Origin of the sequence: Pseudomonas sp. NBRC 111123, assembly GCF_001320205.1 — a bacterium.
Classification (GTDB): Bacteria; Pseudomonadota; Gammaproteobacteria; order Pseudomonadales; family Pseudomonadaceae; genus Aquipseudomonas; species Aquipseudomonas putida_J.
Genome location: NZ_BCAZ01000003.1, coordinates 124,961 through 146,466 on the forward strand (window position 1 = coordinate 124,961; position 21,506 = coordinate 146,466).

The following is a 21,506-nucleotide window of genomic DNA, read 5'->3' on the forward strand; positions in this document are numbered from 1 at the left end:
GTATCTCAATCCTGACGATATCGGTAATCCTGTAGGAGCGGCCTTGTGTCGCGAAAGGGGCGCAAAGCGCCCCCGGAATCTCAAACAAACATCAAACTGCCAGGCCTATCGCCGGCTGCACCTGCGACGCCCGATAAGCCGGGTAGATGGTCGCCAGGAAGCTCATCACCAGCCCCGCCGCGCAAATCATCAACACATCCCCGCCCTGCAATTCGGACGGCAAGCTGCTGATGAAGTACACATCTGAAGTGAAGATGTGTTGCCCGCTCACCCGCTCCAGCCAGCCGACGATCTGACTGACATTGAGCGCAGCGATCACCCCCAGCACACCGCCGATCAAAGTGCCGACAATGCCGATCAGGCTACCCTGGACCATGAACGTGCCCATGATCTGTGCCGGCGTGGCGCCCAGGGTACGCAGGATGGCAATGTCCGACCCCTTGTCGTTCACCACCATCACCAATGTGGCGATGATGTTGAACGCCGCCACCGCGATGATCATCAGCAGCAACAGGCCAATCATGGTCTTTTCCATCTTCATCGCGCTGAACAGGCTGCCCTGGGTGTGCGACCAGTCATCGGCGCGATAGCCATCGCCCAGGCCGGCCGCGATGGCCTTGGATACCTGCGGCGCGGCATACAGGTCATGCAGCTTAAGGCGCACGCCCTGCACCTGGCCTGGCGCCCAGCGCTGCATTTCACCGGCGTCGGCGACGTGCATGTAGGCCTGCGAGCCATCCAGCTCGGCGCCGACCTTGAAGATGCCGACCACGGTCAGGCGCTGCATGCGCGGGGTGATGCCACCGGGTTCCTTGCTGATTTCCGGCACGATCAGGGTCAGCTTGTCGCCGGTATTGAGACGGAAGCGGCGCGCGGTGAGCTCGCCGATGACCACGCCATATTCACCTGGCTGCAGGTCCTGCAGGCGGCCCTGAACGATATGCTGGCCAACGATGGACACCTTGCCCTCTTCGGCCGGGTCGATGCCGCTGACCTGGATCGGCTGCATTGCGCCTTTGTACGAGAGCATGCCTTCCATCTCGGTGATCGGCGCCGCGGCCATCACTGCCGGATTCTGCAACGCAGCGTCGGCGGCCTTGTGCCAGTCGTCCAGCGGCTGCACGCCAAGGATCGAGGCATGGGGGACCAGGCCGAGAATGCGTGAGCTCATTTCGCGCTGGAAGCCGTTCATCACCGACAGCACCACGATCATCGCCAGCACGCCCAGCGACAGGCCGATCATCGAGGTCATCGAGATGAACGAGATGAAGTGGTTGCGGCGCTTGGCCCGGGTGTAGCGCGCGCCAATGAAGATGGGCAAGGGTCTGAACATGTAGGAAACACCCAATTAAAACGGGAAAACGGGGCGACGCTGCCACCCCGTGCACTCGCTCAGATCGCCACCAGGTGGCCGTCGTCGAGCTTCAATACGCGGTCCATCTGGCGCGCCAGGTTGAGGTCGTGGGTCACCACCAGGAAGGCGGTGCGCGACGCACTGGACAACTCCTGCATCAGTTCCTGGATGCCTTGGGCGGTATGGTGGTCGAGGTTGCCGGTCGGCTCGTCGAGCATCACAAGGCCGGGGCGGTTGACCAGAGCCCGGGCGATTGCCACACGCTGGCGCTCGCCGCCGGACAATTCAGCCGGCTTGTGGTGCAGGCGATGGCCCAGGCCAACCCGCTTGAGCAGTGCCTCGGCACGCTCACGGGCCTCCGGGATGGCGGTGCGGCCGATCAGCAGCGGCATGCACACGTTCTCCATCGCGGTGAACTCTGGCAGCAGGTGGTGGAACTGGTAAACGAAGCCCAGCTCGCGGTTGCGCAGCAGGCCGCGGGCACGCTCGCCAAGGGCCGACAGCTCCTCGCCGGCCAGCCACACGCTGCCCTGGGTCGGGCGGTCGAGGCCACCGAGCAGGTTGAGCAAGGTACTTTTACCAGAGCCGGAGCTACCGACGATGGCCACGCGCTCACCGGCGTGCAGCTCCAGGTTGAGCCCGGACAGCACCTGCACCGACTCCGGGCCCTCGTCGTAGGACTTGCCCAGGTTGCGGCAACTCAGAACGGCTTTATCACTCATGCGCGACTCACTCATAACGTAGCGCCTCTGCAGGCTGGGTGCGGGCCGCACGCCAGGCCGGGTACAGGGTGGCGAAGAAACTCAGGACCAGCGCCGCACCGCAGACCATGTACACGTCCTGGGCCTGGATCTGCGACGGCAGGTAATCGATGAAATACACGTCGGCGTTGAGGAACTTGTGCCCGATCAGCTTCTCGATGCCGGCGATCACCGCACTGACGTTCAGCGCAGCGACGATCCCGACCACGGCGCCGATCAGCGTGCCGATTACCCCGATCACCGTGCCCTGGACCATGAAGATCAGCATGATCTGCCCGGGCGTGGCGCCCAGGGTACGGAGGATGGCGATGTCACCGCGCTTGTCGTTGACCACCATCACCAGGGTAGAAATGATATTGAACGCCGCCACCGCCACGATCAGCAGCAACAGCAGGCCGATCATGGCCTTCTCCATGCGGATTGCCTGGTACAGGTTGCCGTGGGTACGGGTCCAGTCGCGGCTGTAGTATTCCTGGTCGCCCAGCTGCTGGGCGATGCTCCAGGCCACTCGCGGCGCCTGGAACAAGTCGTCGAACTTCAGGCGCAGGCCCTGCACCTGGTCCGGCTTCCAGCGGTGCAGGCGGGACAGGTCGGTGATGTTGGTCAGGCCCAGGTAGCCGTCGATCTCGCCGGCGCCAACGTGGAAGGTGCCGACCACGGTGAAGCGCTTCATGCGCGGGAACATGCCGGCCGGGGTCACGCTGACCTCGGGGGCGACGAAGGTCAGCTTGTCGCCGATGGTCACGCCCAGCTTGGCTGCGGCCTTGTCGCCGATCATGATGCCCCACTCGCCCGGCGCCAGCTTGTCGAGGCTGCCCTGCTGGATGAAGTTGTCGATGATCGACACCTCGCGCTCGCGCGCCGGGTCGATGCCGTTGAGCAACACCTTCTGCACCTTGCCGTCATGGGTCAGCAGGCCCTGCATCTGCGTGTACGGGGCGACCGCCAGCACCTGCGGATTCTGCTTTACTTGTTGGGCAAGGGCAGACCAGTCGTTGATCGGCTGGCCGCTCTCCAGCGTGGCGTGAGGGATCATGCCCAGCACGCGGGTACGCATCTCGTGGTCGAAACCGTTCATGACCGAGAGCACCACGATCATCACCACCACGCCCAGGGCGAGGCCGATCATCGAAGTCAGGGAAATGAACGAGACGAAGTGGTTACGGCGCTTGGCACGGGTGTAACGCGTACCGATGAATGCGAAAAGAGGTCTGAACATGTCGGGGCTTGTTCGGATGAAAGGGAACGTCCTTGTGGCGAGGCGCCTACGGCGGCTTTACACTCGGACCACCGCCGCAACCATGGGTTCGCCATGACGACATTAGACGAAGAAGATCGCCGCGAATACTACCGCATCGAAGATCGGATCGCACTGGAAATCAGCCCCCTCAGCGCGGCCGAAGCCCTTGAGGCAGAACTGTTGCAGGATGATTCACCGCTGTTCAACCTGCTCAGCGAGCTGCACCTGTCCGACTTCGAGTCGCAGCACCTGCTGCGCCAGCTGAGTGAGAAAGACCGCACCCTGGCAGCCTTCCTGCGGGCGCAGAACAAACGCCTGGACCTGCTCAGCGCCGTGGTCGCGCAAACCCTGCTCGGTGAAATCGGCCAGCCACAGCGGGTGATCATCTCCGAAGGTGGCATCGAATTCGCGCAACGCCAGCAGATCGCCCCAGGCACCCGGGTGAAGGTGAAGATGGTGCTGATGCCACGCGCCCACGGCCTGCTGCTGCGCGGCAAGGTCACCCACTGCGACCCGCGCCCGGGCGGCGAATTCGAGGTCGGCACGGAATTCACCGACATGACCGATGCCCAACGGCAACTGCTGGCCCGTTACATCCTGCAACGCCAACAGCAGCAACGGCGCCAGCAGCTGGAACAAGACGGCCCCGCCTCCTGAGCCCTACCACCCTGATTTGAAGGAACGAACGTGACCCTGATCTATGGCCACCGCGGCGCCAAGGGCGAAGCCCCCGAAAATACCCTGAAGAGTTTTCAGCAGTGCCTGTCCCACGGCGTGAACCGCTGCGAACTGGACCTGCACCTGTCGGCCGACAACGAGCTGATGGTGATCCACGACCCTACCCTCAAGCGCACCACCGGCCGGCGCGGCAAGGTGGTCGAGCACCCGGCCGCCGACCTGATCCGCATTGATGCCCGCAAGGGCGGCCCCGGGCACGTGCAGCCCTGCCCCATTCCGAAGCTGGAAGAACTGTTCGAGAAGTGCGCCTTCGAGCATTGGCAACTGGAGGTCAAGAGCGCCTCGCGCACCCGTGCCGCCACCACCGTGCTGGCGATTCGCGAACTGGCGCAACAGTACGGCCTGCTGGACAAGGTGACCATCACTTCGAGCTCACGCGAAGTGCTGGGCGCTGCCCTGGAGCTGGTACCGGATGTGAAGCGTGGGCTGGTTGCCGAATACGCCTGGCTCGACCCGTTGAAGGTCGCGCAGAACTACGACTGCGAGCTGCTGGCGTTGAACTGGACACTGTGCACCCCCGAGCGCCTGCTCAAGGCGCAGGGCCAGGGGTTGCATGTGTCGGTGTGGACGGTCAACGAACCGGCACTGATGCGCCGGCTCGCTGACTTTGGCGTGGACAGCCTGATTACAGACTTTCCCGGTTTGGCCAAGACCACCCTCGGGTAGGGCTGAAATCGGTCTCCCCGACCGGCTCAGGCCACCGGCCGGAGCCGCTTAAAAAAGCCGGTTCAGGCCGTCGTAGGCAGCTACCCGATAGGCTTCGGCCATGGTCGGGTAGTTGAATGTGGTGTTGACGAAGTACTTCAGATTGTTCTGCTCGCCCGGCTGGTTCATGATCGCCTGGCCGATGTGAACGATTTCCGAAGCCTGGTAGCCGAAGCAGTGCACGCCGAGGATTTCCAGGGTTTCGCGGTGGAACAGGATCTTCAGCATGCCCTGTGGCTCGCCAGCGATCTGCGCGCGCGCCATGCTCTTGAAGAACGCCTTGCCCACTTCGTACGGCACCTTGGCCTGGGTCAGCTCCTGCTCGTTCTTGCCGATCGAGCTGATCTCCGGAATGGTGTAGATGCCGGTCGGCACATCGTTGACGAAGCGCCAGCTGCCGTTGTCGACGATGCTGCCAGCGGCCGAACGGCCCTGGTCATGGGCGGCACTGGCCAGGCTCGGCCAGCCGATCACGTCACCGGCACCGTAGATGTTCGGCACGGTCGTGCGGTAGGCCTCGTCGACCTCGATCTGGCCACGGCTGTTGACCTTGATGCCGATATTTTCCAGGCCCAGCTTGTCGGTGTTGCCGGTACGGCCGTTACACCACAGCAAGGCGTCGGCCTTGATCTTCTTGCCCGACTTCAGGTGCAGGATCACACCATTGTCCAGGCCCTCGACCCGCTCGTACTCCTCGTTGTGGCGTACGGTGATGTTGTTGTTGCTGAAGTGGTAGCTCAGCGCCTGGGAAATTTCCGAATCCAGGAAGCTCAGCAGCTGGCCGCGGTTGTCGACCAGTTCTACCAGCACGCCCAGGCCGCTGAAGATCGAGGCGTACTCACAACCGATAACGCCAGCGCCGTAGACGATCAGTTTGCGCGGGGTGTGGCTGAGGCTGAGGATGGTGTCGCTGTCGTAGACGCGCGGGTGGTGGAAGTCGATGTCGGCCGGGCGGTAAGGGCGCGAGCCGGTGGCGATGATGATGTGCTTGGCATTGAGTTTTTCGACCACGCCATTGGGGCAGACCACTTCGACGGTCTGCTCGTCGGCGAAGCTGCCGGTGCCGACGAACACATCGACGCGGTTACGGGCGTAGTAGCCGGTACGCGAGGCGACCTGCTTGGCGATGACCTTCTCGGCACTCTTGAGCACGTCCGGGAAGGAGAACCAGCGCGGCTCGCCGATGGCACGGAACATCGGGTTGGTGTTGAACTGCATGATCTGCCGCACCGAATGACGCAGCGCCTTGGACGGGATGGTGCCCAGGTGAGTGCAGTTGCCGCCGACCTGACGGCGGCTGTCGACCATTGCCACCTTGCGCCCCGCTTTGGCGGCGTTCATTGCCGCGCCTTCACCGGCCGGGCCGGAACCCAGCACCACTACGTCGTAGTTGTAGACAGCCATGCGTACTCCTTCAGAACTGGCCCGGGGTTACGGTTACCCGCGGGACTCGATCATGTCGCCGGGGCGCCATGAGAAAATTCGGGTGCAGTCTAATCAAGCGTGAACGCCGCGCACATTAACCCTTGGTCGCGTCGTAGGCCAATTTTGCCTGCACTACATGTCATTCACCGATCCCTGGAGGCGATCATCCCTGCCAACGCTTTCAATCGCCTTTCACCGCCCGTTCGAATGCGGGGGTAGCTCGGGAGACGAAGCCAGCCTCGGCCCGAGTCACCAAAACCGCAGCCAGATCATGGGCCACGGCAAAATCCCAGCCGCGCTCCGGCCCCAGGATCAGCAACAAGGTCGAATAACCATCAGCCTGCAGCGCCGAGGCATCGAGCACGGTGACCGCGGCCAGGTCGTGGTCGACCGGGCGCCCCAGGCGGGCATCGAAGGTATGTGAATAGCGCCGGCCATTCTCCTCGAAATAGTGGCGATAGTCACCCGAGGTCGATACCCCCAGGCCATTGACCGGGATGATCTGGCGGGCGATCTGGCGGTCTTCGCGGGGCAGCTCCAAGGCGATGCGCCAGGGGCTGCCGTCGGGCTTGCGGCCTACGGCCTTGAGCTCGCCGGTGGCTTCAGCGACAAAACTGGCCACCTCCATGGCGCGCAGGCGTTCGGCGATCAGGTCGACCGCGTGGCCGGCAGCGATGCTGTTGAAGTCCAGTTGCACTGGGGCATCCTTGCACAGCGCCTGGCCGTCGATGCGCAGGTGGCGGTAGCCGACGCGCTGGCGAGCCTGGGCCAGCGCCTGTGGGTCGGGCACGTGCTCGTGACGGGCCTGCGGGCCGAAGCCCCAGAGGTCAAGCAGGGGCTCGACGGTAAGGTCGTAGGCGCCATCGCTGAGTGCGGCCAGGTGCTGGCCGAAGGCGACCAGTTCGAGCATATCGGGCGGCAAGGCCATGCACTGGTTGGGGGGCAGCCGGTTGAACTGGCTGACAGTGGAGTCGCCGCGGTAGGTCGAGTAATGCTGATCGATGCCGTTGAGAAGGGTCTCGACCGCCGCCTGGACCTGGGCCGGTGCCGGGCCGCCGGGTTCGCGGACGTACTGGACACTGTAGCTGCTGCCCATGGTCGGGCCGCCCAGGCGTTCCAAGGTCGGGCCTTGGTTGCAGGCAGTGAGAAGCATCAGGATGATCAGTAAGGCTGTGCGCAATCGGGATTTCTCGGTTCTGCATACCTGCAAAGTCATTGTAGGAGCGGCCTTGTGTCGCGAAAGGGGCGCACAGCGGCCCCAGGATTCCAGTGTCACATCCGAAAATGCCGGGGCTGCTGCGCAGCCCATTCGCGACACAAGGCCGCGCCTACAATGACCGCGCCAGCACGGAAAATGCCAGGCAAAAAAAACGGGAACCCGAAGGTTCCCGTTTTTTCATGCGCTTACAAGCGGATCAGCGTGGAAACGCTGGCGGGTTCACACCCGACATCTCTTCCATCACGCGAACCACCTGGCAGCTGTAACCGAATTCGTTGTCGTACCAGACGTACAGAACAACGCGGTTGTCGTTGGCAATGGTCGCCTCGGCATCCACCACACCGGCGTGGCGGGAACCTACGAAGTCGGTCGAAACCACTTCCTGCGAGCTGACGTAGTCGATCTGCTTGTGCAGCTCCGAGTGCATGGCGGTCTGGCGCAGGTACTCGTTGATTTCGTCACGGCTGGTTGGCTTCTCAAGGTTCAGGTTGAGAATGGCCATCGAAACGTTCGGCGTCGGAACGCGAATGGCGTTACCGGTCAGCTTGCCTTTCAGCACTGGCAGCGCCTTGGCGGCAGCAGTGGCGGCGCCGGTTTCGGTGATGACCATGTTCAGCGGCGCGGCACGACCACGGCGGCTGCCCTTGTGGAAGTTGTCGATCAGGTTCTGGTCGTTGGTGAACGAGTGAACGGTCTCGACGTGACCATTGACGATGCCGTACTGGTCGTTGATGGCCTTGAGCACCGGCACGATGGCGTTGGTGGTGCAGGAAGCTGCCGAGATGATCTTGTCATCGGCAGTGATGTCACCGTGGTTGATGCCGTGCACGATGTTCTTCAGCGCGCCCTTGCCAGGTGCGGTGAGGATCACGCGGGCAGCGCCCGGGCAGGCCAGGTGCTGGCCCAGGCCGTCGGCGTCACGCCATACGCCGGTGTTGTCGACGATCAGCGCGTTGTCGATGCCGTACTGGGTGTAGTCGACTTCACTCGGGCTCTTGGCGTAGATGATCTGGATCAGGTTGCCGTTGGCGGTGAGGGTGTTGTTGGCTTCGTCGATGGTGATGGTGCCATCGAACGGGCCATGCACCGAGTCACGGCGCAGCAGGCTGGCACGCTTGACCAGGTCGTTCTCGGCGCCTTTGCGCACGACGATGGCGCGCAGGCGCAGGCCGTCGCCACCACCAGTCTTCTCGATCAGGATGCGCGCCAGCAGGCGGCCGATGCGGCCGAAGCCGTACAGGACGACATCGGTACCCTTGCGGGCCGAAGCGTTCTGCTGGCCAACCACGTCGGCCAGCTCTTCACGGACGAACTGCTCGGCGGTGCGGCCGTTGCCTTCCTGCTTGAACTTGTTTGCCAGCTTGCCCAGGTCGACCGAAGCGGCGCCCAGTTTCAGCTCGCTCATGGCTTTGAGCAGGGGGAATGTCTCGTGTACGGACAGTTCGGTCTCGTCGGTCTGACGGTGACGCGCAAAGCGATGGGCTTTGAGGATCGAGATAACCGAACGGTTGATCAGGCTACGGCCATAAATCGAGCTCACCACATTGTTGTTGCGGTAGAGCTGACCGATAAGCGGGATCATCGCTTCAGCCAGAGCTTCACGATCGATCCACTCACCAAGACACTGGTCGGGCTTCTGAGTCACGGGAACCTTCCACATGTAGGGACAGAAAAAAGGGGCTACATTATGACGCCCCTGCGCGTAACCGGCAATGAGCGCCTGTCGCCGATGGCAAAGCCCGCTGTTCATGGCCTGTCGAGCCTGACAGCAGGCACTGTCACCGGTACAATCGACGTCTTTGCCGCAACGCTTGGAGTGCAATCTCCCGTGTCAGTTCTGCGCCTTCCGCAAATGTCGGCCACGGCCGGCAAACAAACCTGGGGCAACCTGCCCGGTGCCGCCCTCAGCCTGGCCATCGCCGAGGCTGCCAGCAGCGCAGGCCGCTTCACCCTGCTGCTGACCGCCGACAGCCAGGCGGCCGATCGTCTGGAACAGGAGCTTCGCTTCTTTGCCCCGGGCCTGCCGGTGCTGCCGTTTCCCGATTGGGAAACCCTGCCCTACGACCTGTTCTCGCCGCACCAGGACATCATTTCCCAGCGCATCGCCAGCCTCTACCGGCTGCCGGAGCTGAGCCATGGCATTCTTGTGGTGCCGATCACCACTGCCCTGCACCGCCTGGCACCGACGCGCTTCCTGCTCGGCAGCAGCCTGGTGCTTGACGTGGGCCAGACCATCGACGTCGAGCAGATGCGCACGCGCCTGGAAGCCACAGGCTACCGCTGCGTCGACACGGTCTACGAGCATGGTGAATTCGCCGTGCGCGGCGCACTGATCGACCTGTTCCCGATGGGCAGCAAGCTGCCTTATCGCATCGACCTGTTCGATGACGAGATCGAAACCCTGCGCACCTTCGACCCGGAGACCCAGCGTTCGATCGACAAGGTCGACTCGATCCGCCTGCTGCCGGCGCGCGAGTTCCCCATGCAGAAGGAAGAGGTGACCCGCTTCAAGGCGCGCTTCCGCGAGCGTTTCGATGTCGACTTCCGCCGCAGCGCGATCTTCCAGGACCTGGCCAGCGGCATCATCCCCGCTGGCATCGAGTACTACCTGCCGCTGTTCTTCGAAGAAACCTCGACCCTGTTCGACTACCTGCCCGCCAACACCCAGGTGTTCTCGCTGCCAGGTGTCGAACACGCTGCCGAGCACTTCTGGAACGACGTGCGCGGGCGCTATGAAGAGCGCCGTGGCGACCTGACCCGCCCATTGCTGCCGCCAGCCGAACTGTTCCTGCCCGTGGAAGACTGCTTCGCCCAGCTCAAGCAATGGCCACGGGTGGTGGTCAGCGCCGACGAAATAGAAGCCGGCGCCGGTCGTGAGCGCTTCCCCGCACGTGCCCTGCCCAACCTGGCCATCGAAGCCAAGGCCAATCAGCCGCTGGCAGCGCTGGCCGAATTCCTCGACCAGTTCAGCGGCCGCGTGCTGTTCACCGCCGAATCGGCGGGCCGCCGCGAGGTGCTGCTGGAGCTGCTCGAACGCCTCAAGCTGCGCCCGCAGACGGTCGACAGCTGGGCTGACTTCATCACCGGCCGCGAACGCCTGGCGATCACCATCGCCCCGCTGGACGACGGCCTGCTGCTGGACGACCCGGCCATCGCCCTGGTTGCCGAGAGCCCGCTGTTCGGCCAGCGCGTGATGCAGCGCCGGCGCCGTGAAAAACGCGGCGAGGCAGCCAACGACGCGGTCATCAAGAACCTCACCGAGCTGCGTGAAGGCGCGCCGGTGGTGCATATCGACCATGGCGTGGGCCGCTACCTGGGCCTGGCCACCCTGGAAATCGAAGGCCAGGCTGCCGAGTTCCTCACCCTGGAATACGCCGAAGGCGCCAAGCTCTATGTGCCGGTGGCCAACCTGCACCTGATCGCCCGCTACACCGGCAGCGATGACGCCCTGGCGCCACTGCACCGGCTGGGCTCCGAAGCCTGGCAGAAAGCCAAGCGCAAGGCCGCCGAACAGGTCCGCGACGTGGCGGCCGAGTTGCTCGACATCTATGCCCGGCGCGCGGCGCGCAAGGGCTATGCCTTTGCCGACCCGGCTGCCGATTACGCCACCTTCAGCGCAGGTTTCCCGTTCGAGGAAACACCTGACCAACAAGCGGCCATCGAGGCGGTGCGAGTCGACATGCTGGCGCCCAAGCCAATGGACCGCCTGGTATGCGGCGACGTCGGCTTCGGCAAGACCGAAGTGGCCATGCGCGCCGCCTTCATCGCCGTGCACAGCGGCCGCCAGGTGGCAGTGCTGGTACCGACCACCCTGCTCGCCCAACAGCACTACAACAGCTTCCGCGACCGCTTCGCCGAATGGCCGGTGAAGGTCGAGGTGATGAGCCGCTTCAAGTCGGCCAAGGAAGTGGCCGCCGCCGCCGCGGACCTTGCCGAAGGCAAAATCGACATCCTCATCGGCACCCACAAGCTGCTGCAGGATGACGTGCGCTTCAAGGACCTGGGCCTGGCGATCATCGACGAGGAACACCGCTTTGGCGTGCGCCAGAAGGAGCAGCTCAAAGCCTTGCGCAGCGAAGTGGACATCCTCACCCTGACCGCTACGCCAATCCCGCGCACGCTGAACATGGCGGTGGCGGGCATGCGCGACCTGTCGATCATTGCCACCCCACCGGCGCGTCGCCTGTCGGTGCGCACCTTCGTCATGGAGCAGAACAAGAGCACGGTCAAGGAAGCACTGCTGCGTGAGCTGTTGCGCGGCGGCCAGGTGTACTACCTGCACAACGACGTGAAAACCATCGAGAAGTGCGCCGCAGAACTGGCCGAACTGGTCCCGGAAGCGCGTATCGGCATCGGCCACGGGCAGATGCGCGAGCGCGAACTGGAACAGGTGATGAGCGACTTCTACCACAAGCGCTTCAACGTACTGATCGCCTCGACCATCATCGAGACCGGCATCGACGTGCCAAGTGCCAACACCATCGTCATCGAGCGCGCCGACAAGTTCGGCCTGGCCCAGTTGCACCAGTTGCGTGGCCGTGTCGGGCGCAGCCACCACCAGGCATACGCCTACCTGTTGACACCGCAGCGGCAGAAGATCAGCGCTGACGCCGAAAAACGCCTGGAGGCCATCGCCAACACCCAGGACCTGGGTGCCGGCTTCGTGCTGGCCACCAATGACCTGGAGATCCGCGGTGCCGGCGAGCTGCTTGGCGAAGGCCAGAGCGGGCAGATCCAGGCCGTAGGCTTCACCCTGTACATGGAAATGCTCGAGCGCGCGGTCAAGGCTATCCGCAAAGGTACCCAGCCTAACCTCGAGCAGCCGCTGGGCGGCGGCCCGGAGATCAACCTGCGCCTGCCGGCACTGATCCCCGAGGACTACCTGCCCGACGTCCACGCGCGCCTGATCCTCTACAAGCGCATCGCCTCGGCGGCCGATGAAGAAGGCCTCAAGGACCTGCAAGTAGAGATGATTGATCGCTTCGGCCTGCTGCCCGAGCCGACCAAGAACCTGATGCGCCTGACCCAGCTCAAGCTGCAGGCAGAAACGCTCGGCATCAAGAAAGTCGACGCCGGCCCCAACGGCGGCAAGCTCGAATTCGAGGCCGAGACCCCAGTCGACCCACTGACCCTGATCAAGCTGATCCAGGGCCAGCCCAAACGTTACAAGTTCGAAGGCGCAACGCAGTTCCGTTTCCTGGTACCGATGGAACGCCCCGAAGAACGCTTCAATACCCTGGAGGCGCTGTTCGAGCGCCTGACCCCACAGCCTGCCTAAGGAAGATCCATGCGTGCCATCCGTTGCCTGACCCTGCTGCTCGCGCTGTTCGCGCCAGCCGCCTTCGCCGAAGGTATGTATCAGGTAGAAATGCTTCTGGTGCGGCAGAACAGCGTGCCCGCCTTCACCAGCCCGTTCGCCCCGGAAGACTGGAGCGCGGGCGCCCCACGCCTGGACAAAGGCGCCGAACGCCCACTGGCGCTGCAGGACGAGGCCACCCGGCTGGAGGCCACCGCCGACTACACCGTGCTGCTGCACAAGGCCTGGCAGCAACCGGTCGGCAGCGAGCCGAGCCTCATCGCGCTGGGTTCAGGTGCAGAGCAATTCGGGCACTTCCCGATCGAAGGCAACCTGAGCATCACCGAAGGTCGCTTCATCGCCGTGGCCGCCAACTTCTGGGTCAACCAGCTCGACAGCAACGGCAACGTTCTGCAAAGCGAGCAGTTCAAGCAGAGCAACAGCAACATGAAAAGCGGCCAACTGACCTTCCTCGATGGCGGCCACCTGGCACTGCTGCTCAAGGTCACCGCACCGGGCACCCCGAAGATGCCAGTGATGGACCCGGAGATGATGGAGCAGTGATGTGAGCGACAGCGATGCGCGGCAACTGCTGAGGGCTCACCCAGGCTGGGTCGAGCATATCCAGAGCGGTGCACTGAACCGTGGACGCGACTACGCCAGGCAAGGGCGCACGCAAGTCCTGTCGATCCATGACAAGCACATCGAAGCCACCTGCCTCGGCTCGTCCGGTGAGCACTACCAACAGGAAATCCAGTTGGTAGTGACCGGCAGCGAACTGCGGGTGTTCGGGCGCTGCAGCTGCCCGGTTGGCCACAATTGCAAGCATTGCGTCGCCGTGTTGCTGAATGTGCAGCATGGCGAAGGCAGGGCCGAGGCGCCGAGTGCGCAAAACGACGCCCTTTCACCAGCGCTTGATCAATGGGTCGAAAGCCTTCAAGCCACTGGCCAGCCTCCCGCAGATCCCGGGCCGGCGCGCAAAGGCCCGGCCTTGCATTATCAGGTTCATGCAGGCCAACAGCATTGCACGCTGGAGGCGGTCAAAGGCACGCGCCAAGCTGACGGAACATTAAAGTTCGGCAAGATCACTTCGATGCCTGAACTGATCTATTACCCGCCCCGCTACGTGACAGATAACGACGCCCGCCTGCTGCGCCTGATTGATGCCAGCAGCCGGGCAATGCGCCCCGTCGTGGATCTGCAAGGCAAGCAAGGTGCAGAAATACTCGGCTTCGCACTGGCGACCGGGCGCCTGCACGTCGAAGCCGACCCTGAGCCTTTGATCGAAGGGCCGGAGCTGCAAGGCGAGTTCCGCTGGCTCAGGCTGGAGGACGGCAGCTACCGTGGCGCCTGGTTCCATGGCGATCACTCGCAACTGCTGACATTGCCCTTGGAGCCGATGCATTACATCAACCGTGCCACCCATCAACTGGGCAAGCTACGCCATGACCTGGACCCTTTCATCGCCAGTCAGCTCGCACGCGCGCCCGTCGTTCCGGAACATCTGGTCGTACCCTTGAGCCACCGCTTGAACGCCTTGAACCGCCAAGTCCCCACACCCACTTCAGTCAGCACTGAACACATCGATGACACGCAACCCAAAGGGCACCTGACACTGGGCAGCCTGGAATTCAGCGCCTACATGCCCAAGACCGGCCGCATGCAGCGCCAGATGCAGCATCGTGCCGCGCTGTCGTTTGACTACGACGGGATGCTTGCCACTGGCAATGACGACAAGCCCCTGGCCCGCCTGGTTGGCAGCACCAGCCAGCGTATCTGCCGCCAGCCCCAGGCCGAACAGGCACTGCGCAAGGTGCTGCGCGACCTCGGTTTCAAGCCCGCCACCCGGCAGAGCAAGGCCCTGCCCGACAGCGCCGGCGATATGCTCCAGCTGCCCGACGACGAGGCCTGGCTGCGCTTCGCCCGCGATGGTCTGCCACGCTTGCGCGAAGCCGGGTGGGACATCGACATTCACCGCGACTTCGCCTTCAACCTGCAAGAGGTGGACGACTGGTACGCCAGCATTGACGAAGCCCCCGGGCATGAATGGTTCGACCTGGAGCTGGGCATCGTGGTCGAAGGCCAGCGCCACAGCCTGCTGCCGATCGTGCTGCAACTGCTGCGCAGCAACCCTGAATTGCTGCGCCCCAGCGAGCTTGCGCGGCGCAGCGATGACGAGCACCTGCTGATCGACCTCAACCGCGGCAGGCTCGACAGCCCGGCGCTGCGCGTCGCCCTGCCCTACGGCCGCATCAAGGCGGTGATGGGCACCCTCGGCGAGCTCTACCTGCACGAGGACGTGGTTGGCCCTACCCTGCGCATGGACCGTGCCGACGCCGCGCGCCTGAACGACATCGAGCACCTGCCGCTGCACTGGGAGGGCGGCGCCCACGTGCGCGACCTCGGCCGGCGCCTGCGCGATGCCCGCGACCTGCAGGTCGAAGTGCCGAGCGGGCTCAACGCCACCCTGCGCCCTTACCAGCAGCAAGGCCTGAACTGGCTGCAGGCCCTGCGCGAAATGGGCACCGGCGGCATCCTTGGCGATGACATGGGCCTGGGCAAGACCCTGCAGGCCCTGGCCCACCTGCTGCTGGAAAAACAATCCGGGCGCCTGACCGGCCCGGCACTGGCGGTGATGCCCACCAGCCTGGTGCCCAACTGGCTCGACGAAGCCCAACGCTTCGCACCCGGCCTGCGCGTGCTGGCCCTGCACGGCCCGGGCCGCAGCAAGCACTTTGCCAAGCTGCACGAATACGACCTGGTGCTCACCACCTATGCCCTGGTACCGCGCGACCTGGAACACCTGCGCGCGCAAACCTGGCATGTGCTGGTGCTGGACGAGGCACAGAACATCAAGAGCAGCACCAGCAAGGCCGCCCTCGCCGTTTGCGAACTGCAGGCCAATCAACGCCTGTGCCTGACCGGCACGCCGATGGAAAACAACCTGGGCGAGCTGTGGTCGATCTTCCACTTCCTCATGCCTGGCTGGCTGGGAGACGTGAAACGCTTCAACCAGGATTACCGTACCCCGATCGAACGCCACGCCGACAGCGAGCGCCTGGCCCACCTGGTCAGCCGGGTGCGCCCGTTCCTGCTGCGCCGCACCAAGGAACAGGTTGCCACCGAGCTGCCGGCCAAGACCGAAATGGTGCACTGGGTCGAACTCAGCGATGCCCAACGCGATACCTACGAAGCGGTACGGGTGGCCATGGACAAGAAGGTCCGCGACGAAATCGCCCGCAATGGCGCGGCGCGCAGCCAGATCGTGATCCTCGACGCCCTGCTCAAGCTGCGCCAGGTGTGCTGCGACCTGCGCCTGGTCAAAGGGGTCGAGACCAAAGGCAACCAGGCCGACAAGGGCAAGCTCGGCGCGCTGCTGGAGATGCTCGAAGAGCTGCTCAGCGAGGGGCGCCGGGTCCTGCTGTTCTCTCAGTTCACCTCGATGCTGACGCTGATCGAGCAGGAGCTGGAAAAACGCAAGATCCGCTACAGCCTGCTCACCGGCGACACCCGCGACCGGCGCACGCCGGTGCAACAGTTTCAGCAGGGCGACAGCGAGGTGTTCCTGATCAGCCTCAAGGCTGGCGGTGTAGGGCTGAACCTGACGGCAGCCGACACCGTTATCCACTTCGACCCGTGGTGGAACCCGGCCAGCGAGAACCAGGCAACCGACCGCGCCTACCGGATTGGCCAGGACAAGCCAGTATTCGTGTTCAAGCTGATTACCCGGGGGACGGTAGAAGAGAAGATTCAGGCATTGCAGCAGGAGAAAGCCGCGCTGGCAGCAAGCCTGCTTGATGGCGGGCAGGCGGGGCAGTGGCGGCTTGACGATGAAGAAATCGATGCGCTGTTTGCCCCCTTGCCTGGCAAGCGGGGGCGGTGATTGCATCGGGTGTATGGCTTTAGAGTTTGACGCCTGTGATATCGGGCGCCGCCCGCGCGGCGCATCGCGGATAAATCCGCTCCTACATTTGTTGCAACGTGCCCATGCCTGACAGGCCATGGTTGTCAGCCGGTTTGCACGGCTCAAGACATGCGCCAAGGCTGGCAACCATGGCCTGTCAGGTTCGGCACGTTGCAACAAATGTAGGAGCGGATTTATCCGCGATGCGCCGCGCGGGCGGCGCTCGATGTCAGCAGCCCCAGATAACTCAATCCCTACGCTTCAGCTCAATCAACCAACTGTGCTTCTTTCAACGCCCCCAGGGCCTCCAGCCAACGCGGCTGCTGCCGGTAATCCGTCCTGGCAAAGCCACGCCCCCGCATCCGCGCAATCCGCGGCGAAGGCTTGACCTTCAGGCGCTGCGCCGCAGTCAGCGCCAGCTCCGCCGCAGCCCGGTCATTGCACACCAGGCCCATGTCGCAACCGGCACTCAGCGCCGCCTCGATGCGATTGGCAGCATCGCCGACCACATGCGCACCAGCCATGGACAGGTCGTCACTGAAGATCACCCCATCGAAGCCCAGTTCGCCACGCAGGATGTCCTGCAGCCAGCGCCGTGAGAACCCGGCCGGCTGGTTGTCGACCTGCGGGTAGATGACATGCGCCGGCATCACCGCCGCCAGCTGCCCGCTCAGACGTGAGAATGGCACCAGGTCCGCCTGGCGAAGTTGCTCGAGACTGCGCTCGTCGGTAGGAATCGCCACATGCGAGTCCGCTTCGGCCCAGCCGTGCCCCGGGAAGTGCTTGCCGCAGGCCGCCATGCCCGCAGCATTCATGCCCCGGATAAAGGCCCCGGCCAACTGCGTGGCGCGCTGCGGGTCGCCCTCGAAGGCGCGGCTGCCTACCACCGCGCTGCGCTGGTGATCGAGGTCGAGCACCGGAGCGAAGCTGAGGTCCAAGCCGACTGCCAGCACTTCGCTAGCCATCAGCCAGCCGCACTGCTCCGCCAAGTACTCGGCATTGGCATTGTCGGCAATGGCGCGCATCGCCGGCAGGCGCACGAAGCCCTGGCGCAGGCGCTGCACCCGCCCGCCCTCCTGGTCGACTGCAAGGATCAAGTCGGGGCGGATGGCCCGGATCGAGGCGCACAGCTCGCGCACCTGGCGCGGGCTGTCGATGTTGCGGGCAAAAATGATCAGGCCGGCCACTTCCGGCTGGCGCAGAAGCTGGCGATCCTCGGCAGTCAGCCATTTACCGGCGATATCCACCATCAGGGAGCCTTGCAGGCTGGCGGTCATAGGCAATCCTTCATTGCAGATTCAGTGAAGCCCACTGGGGGCAAGCGGCCTCGTCGATGCGCACCGGGCAATGAGCCGGCACACGCTCGAACAGGACAAGCAGATCGGTGTTACGCAAACGTATGCAGCCATGGGACAGCGGCACGCCCAAGGGTTCCGTGTCGGGCGTGCCGTGCAGGTAGATGAAACGGCGAAAGGTGTCAACGCCACCCAGGCGATTGATGCCCGGCTCGCAGCCGCTGAGCCACAGGATACGGGAGAGGATCCAGTCACGCCCAGGGTGCTGCTCATGCAGCGCGGGCGACCACACCTCGCCCGTCCAGCGCCGGCCTTGCAGCACGGCATTCATCGGCAAGCCAGCGCCAATCCGCGCACGCACCTGGTGCAGCCCACGTGGCGTGCAACCCGAGCCGTTGCGCTCACCTGCGCCATTGCGAGCGGTGGATACCGCGAAACGCACGCACAAATGCCCCCGGGCAAAGCCGTAGAGGCGCTGGTCGGCAAGGGAGATGTGCAGGAAATCGAGGTCAGGCATGGGCGCTAGCTTAGCCGAAGCGCCTTGCCCCGCCCAGCCTTCAGGCCTTGGCGGTGGCGCTACCGGCCTTGCTGCGCGGGCGCAGCTGGGCGCTGGCCATGGCGTTGTCGGTGACGCCGCTGTCGGCGCGCATGCCGGCGGCCAGGAACGGCACCATCAGGCGCATGACCTGCTCGATCGAGGTGTTGATACCGAAATCCGTCTCGGCAATGGCGCGCAGCGCCTTGATGCCGGACATGCTGAACGCCGCAGCACCCAGCATGAAGTGCACGCGCCAGAACAGCTCCAGCGGCGGAATGCGCGGTGCGGCTTCATTGACCAGCAGCATGTAGCGGCGGAACACCTTGCCGTACATGTCCTCGAGATAGCGCCGCAGGTGGCCCTGGCTCTGGCTGAAGGCCAGGCCCAACAGGCGCATGAAGATCGACAGGTCGTTGTTGCTGCGCGGCTGCACGACCAACGCCTGCTCCACCAGCATTTCCAACAGTTCTTCGAGGCTGGGCTTTTGCTCGGGCTTGGCCTGACGCCGTTCCAGCTCACGTTCGAGGCTTGCGCAGAACGGCCCGAGGAAGCGCGAAAAGACCGCCTGGATCAGGGCCTTCTTCGAACCGAAATGATAGTTGACCGCTGCGAGGTTGACCCCGGCCTTGCTGGTAATCAGCCGCAATGAGGTTTCCGCAAAGCCTCTTTCCGCGAACAGCTGCTCGGCAGCATCGAGAATGCGTTCAACGGTTTCAGATTGGGCCATCACAACTCCGCCAGACAGAGACAAACAGGTGTTTGAAACATACGTTTCAGGCCTGCATCTGTCAAGGCTCGGTGACTGGGCGGTCGCCATTTAAAAGGGGCTAGCTGGAAGCTGCAAGCCACAAGAGGGTTGGCAGCTGCTTTTTCTTGCCGCTTGAAGCTTGCAGCCACCGCAGTACTGTATATAATTCCAGTCACTGTATAAAAAGACAGAGCGCCTGCCATGTTGAAACTGACGCCACGCCAAGCCGAGATCCTGGCTTTCATCAAACGCTGCCTCGAAGACAACGGCTTCCCACCGACACGTGCGGAAATCGCTCAAGAGCTGGGTTTCAAATCGCCGAACGCCGCCGAGGAGCACCTGAAGGCCCTCGCCCGCAAAGGTGCGATTGAAATGACCCCGGGCGCATCCCGTGGCATCCGCATCCCCGGCCTTGAAGCCAAGGCCGAAGAAAACGGCCTGCCGATCATCGGCCGGGTCGCCGCTGGCGCACCGATCCTCGCCGAGCAGCACATCGAGCAATCCTGCAACATCAACCCGGCCTTCTTCCACCCCCGCGCCGACTATTTGTTACGTGTGCACGGCATGAGCATGAAGGATGTCGGCATCTTCGACGGCGACCTGCTGGCAGTGCATACCTGTCGCGAGGCCCGCAACGGCCAGATCGTCGTCGCCCGCATTGGCGATGAAGTGACCGTCAAACGCTTCAAGCGTGAAGGCAGCAAGGTCTGGCTGATCGCTGAAAACCCCGAGTTCGCCCCCATCGAAGTCGACCTGAAAGAACAGGACATGGTGATCGAGGGTTTGAGTGTCGGCGTTATTCGCCGCTGATCCAGGAGGCGTCATGCAGCAGTCCATCCAAGCACATCAGCAGGTCCAGCTTCCACTGTTCGAAGCATTCCTCGCCCAGCCGGTACTGCCAGGCCTGAAGGCCAGCGAGCAGGCACGCAAAGGCATCCATCCGGAGCTGTTCAGCGAACTGTCCCTGCGTGGCGCCCCCGAACATTGCCAAAGCCTGCTGGCTCCGGTCCTGCGCGAGTTGAGTGAAGAGCAGGAAGCCCGCTGGCTGACCCTGATCGCCCCGCCTGCCAGCCTGACCCAGGCCTGGCTGCGCGATGCAGGGCTCAACCGCGAACGGATCCTGTTGCTGCATCCCCGCAGCAATCAGAGCGCACTGCAACTGGCCTGTGAAGCACTGCGCCTGGGCCTGAGCCACACCGTGGTCAGCTGGCTGGGCAGCGTCAACGCTACCTCCCGCCAACAACTGGTACGCGCAGCCAGTGCCGGAAATGCACAAAGCCTGAACATCCGCCTCGGCTGATGTCCAGGCTTTGCCTATGAAGCAGTGCAAGCCGACGCTTTAGTGCAGCACGCGCGGCCCTTCGTCGCGCTCCAGCTCACCATCCACCAGGCGACCTGCCATCTGCACACCAACGCTCAGCATGGCCTTGGCGACTTCGACATGTTGACCCTGCAGGAACGCCTTCGCGTCTTCCGAGAAATCCAGGGTTACCAGGGAGCCTTCATCCTCGGCGCGACGCAGCTCGATACGGCCATCAGGCAACTCGACAATTTCCAGAAACGACGTAGACATATAGGGCAGTTCTCCACGAAAGGCCGTTAGTGTACCAGCCACTGCAGCTGTCAGCACTCACTCAACGCGTCGCGGAAACGTCTCACCAAGCCTTTGAGGTTATTGCGCCAGCTTTCCAGCTCTTCCTTCGACAACGCAGGATGCTCAGGCTCATCAAGGTTGACGGCCTGAATCAGGGGTTGGGTGACGTCGGTTTTTGGCGTTTTTTTCGCGACCGGTGGTCGGAACAAATCGGCATAAGCAACAAGCAGTTGCGCCAACCAAGTTTCGCGCTGGCGAACCAGCTCGAGCATTTCCGCAACTTCAGGAATGGCGATGGTGTTCAGCGCATCATCGGCGAGCGCCTGCTCGACTGAAGCCACCACGGGCAGGCGGTAGAAGCCACCTATTTCATGACACAGCCCCAGCAGCGCACCGTACAGGTGAAACAGCGCCGACTCTCGCTCGGCCTGGACCAAGCCTTGAGCATTCATGGCCTGGCTCTGTTCGGCCTTGGCCATCGACTCGAGGGCAAGGCCTGCGAAGAACAGTTTCTGGTTGGTGCGAGTGTAGAGTTCCTGGGCCATTTCGAATGACCTCCCATAGGCTGCAAGGCGGATGACTGCATCATAAATGATTAGGGCCGCTTTGCCGCCCCTTCGCGGGCAAGCCCGCCCCCACAGGCATAGCACCAGCCCGCAAGGCGGTGCCGTACTTGTGGGAGCGGGCTT

18 protein-coding genes are annotated in these 21,506 nt (G+C 63.5%); 7 read left to right on the forward strand and 11 right to left on the reverse strand.

Annotated elements, in window-relative coordinates; genetic code table 11:
- Positions 1-91 precede the first annotated feature (91 nt).
- Genes APH27_RS03030 through APH27_RS03040 form a run of 3 tightly spaced genes read right to left on the reverse strand, consistent with a single transcriptional unit; the run spans position 92 to position 3,334 of the window.
- Entirely contained in the window at positions 92-1,333 is a 1,242-nt protein-coding gene (locus APH27_RS03030) for a lipoprotein-releasing ABC transporter permease subunit (RefSeq protein ID WP_060483942.1), read from the reverse strand.
- Between the two features lie 59 nt (positions 1,334-1,392).
- A complete protein-coding gene (gene lolD / locus APH27_RS03035) occupies positions 1,393-2,076 on the reverse strand; it encodes a lipoprotein-releasing ABC transporter ATP-binding protein LolD (protein WP_176506135.1) in 684 nt (227 codons plus the stop codon).
- A 7-nt stretch (positions 2,077-2,083) separates the two neighbouring features.
- Positions 2,084-3,334 (reverse strand): lipoprotein-releasing ABC transporter permease subunit, encoded by a 1,251-nt coding sequence (locus APH27_RS03040; protein ID WP_027919571.1) that lies wholly within the window; start codon positions 3,332-3,334, stop codon positions 2,084-2,086.
- Between the two features lie 93 nt (positions 3,335-3,427).
- On the opposite strand from APH27_RS03040, the gene APH27_RS03045 reads away from it, so the two are divergent.
- Together APH27_RS03045 and APH27_RS03050 are read left to right on the forward strand one after the other, a co-directional pair.
- Entirely contained in the window at positions 3,428-4,012 is a 585-nt protein-coding gene (locus tag APH27_RS03045) for a PilZ domain-containing protein (protein WP_027919570.1), read from the forward strand.
- Positions 4,013-4,042: 30 nt separating this feature from the next.
- Complete coding sequence (locus tag APH27_RS03050; protein ID WP_027919569.1) at positions 4,043-4,759, forward strand: glycerophosphodiester phosphodiesterase; 717 nt, start codon at positions 4,043-4,045, stop codon at positions 4,757-4,759.
- A gap of 48 nt (positions 4,760-4,807) precedes the next feature.
- On the opposite strand, the gene sthA is transcribed toward APH27_RS03050, so the two are convergent.
- The 3 genes from sthA to APH27_RS03065 form a co-directional block, all read right to left on the reverse strand.
- On the reverse strand, positions 4,808-6,202 hold the full coding sequence (sthA, locus tag APH27_RS03055) for a Si-specific NAD(P)(+) transhydrogenase (RefSeq protein WP_060483943.1): 1,395 nt from the start codon (positions 6,200-6,202) through the stop codon (positions 4,808-4,810).
- Between the two features lie 202 nt (positions 6,203-6,404).
- Complete coding sequence (locus tag APH27_RS03060; RefSeq protein ID WP_060483944.1) at positions 6,405-7,403, reverse strand: FAD:protein FMN transferase; 999 nt, start codon at positions 7,401-7,403, stop codon at positions 6,405-6,407.
- A gap of 235 nt (positions 7,404-7,638) precedes the next feature.
- The gene (locus APH27_RS03065) at positions 7,639-9,102 is read right to left on the reverse strand and encodes a glyceraldehyde-3-phosphate dehydrogenase (protein ID WP_060483945.1); all 1,464 of its coding nucleotides are present in this window, start codon (positions 9,100-9,102) and stop codon (positions 7,639-7,641) included.
- Positions 9,103-9,270: 168 nt separating this feature from the next.
- Between APH27_RS03065 and mfd the strand changes: the two genes are divergently transcribed.
- The 3 genes from mfd to APH27_RS25560 are packed head-to-tail and all read left to right on the forward strand — an operon-like array spanning position 9,271 to position 16,621.
- Positions 9,271-12,720: a transcription-repair coupling factor gene (gene mfd / locus APH27_RS03070; RefSeq protein WP_060483946.1), complete on the forward strand. Its 3,450-nt coding sequence runs from the start codon at positions 9,271-9,273 to the stop codon at positions 12,718-12,720.
- A gap of 9 nt (positions 12,721-12,729) precedes the next feature.
- A complete protein-coding gene (locus APH27_RS03075) occupies positions 12,730-13,302 on the forward strand; it encodes a CsiV family protein (protein ID WP_060483947.1) in 573 nt (190 codons plus the stop codon).
- A gap of 1 nt (position 13,303) precedes the next feature.
- Positions 13,304-16,621, forward strand: coding sequence for a DEAD/DEAH box helicase (locus APH27_RS25560; protein ID WP_082434970.1), 3,318 nt, complete (start codon positions 13,304-13,306; stop codon positions 16,619-16,621).
- Positions 16,622-16,908: 287 nt separating this feature from the next.
- Here the strand turns inward: APH27_RS25560 and nagZ are convergent, their stop codons facing one another.
- Genes nagZ through APH27_RS03095 form a run of 3 tightly spaced genes read right to left on the reverse strand, consistent with a single transcriptional unit; the run spans position 16,909 to position 19,202 of the window.
- Complete coding sequence (gene nagZ, locus APH27_RS03085) at positions 16,909-17,907, reverse strand: beta-N-acetylhexosaminidase (RefSeq protein WP_177326715.1); 999 nt, start codon at positions 17,905-17,907, stop codon at positions 16,909-16,911.
- A 22-nt stretch (positions 17,908-17,929) separates the two neighbouring features.
- A complete protein-coding gene (locus tag APH27_RS03090) occupies positions 17,930-18,454 on the reverse strand; it encodes a L,D-transpeptidase (RefSeq protein ID WP_060483948.1) in 525 nt (174 codons plus the stop codon).
- A 40-nt stretch (positions 18,455-18,494) separates the two neighbouring features.
- Positions 18,495-19,202, reverse strand: a complete 708-nt coding sequence (locus APH27_RS03095) for a TetR/AcrR family transcriptional regulator (protein ID WP_027919560.1) — start codon at positions 19,200-19,202, stop codon at positions 18,495-18,497.
- A gap of 222 nt (positions 19,203-19,424) precedes the next feature.
- On the opposite strand from APH27_RS03095, the gene lexA reads away from it, so the two are divergent.
- Both lexA and sulA read left to right on the forward strand, forming a co-directional pair.
- A complete protein-coding gene (gene lexA / locus APH27_RS03100) occupies positions 19,425-20,033 on the forward strand; it encodes a transcriptional repressor LexA (protein WP_027919559.1) in 609 nt (202 codons plus the stop codon).
- A 13-nt stretch (positions 20,034-20,046) separates the two neighbouring features.
- On the forward strand, positions 20,047-20,523 hold the full coding sequence (gene sulA / locus APH27_RS03105) for an SOS-induced cell division inhibitor SulA (RefSeq protein WP_027919558.1): 477 nt from the start codon (positions 20,047-20,049) through the stop codon (positions 20,521-20,523).
- Between the two features lie 39 nt (positions 20,524-20,562).
- Here the strand turns inward: sulA and APH27_RS03110 are convergent, their stop codons facing one another.
- Entirely contained in the window at positions 20,563-20,796 is a 234-nt protein-coding gene (locus APH27_RS03110; protein ID WP_027919557.1) for a hypothetical protein, read from the reverse strand.
- A 50-nt stretch (positions 20,797-20,846) separates the two neighbouring features.
- A complete protein-coding gene (locus tag APH27_RS03115) occupies positions 20,847-21,362 on the reverse strand; it encodes a DUF6586 family protein (protein WP_027919556.1) in 516 nt (171 codons plus the stop codon).
- Positions 21,363-21,506 lie beyond the last annotated feature (144 nt).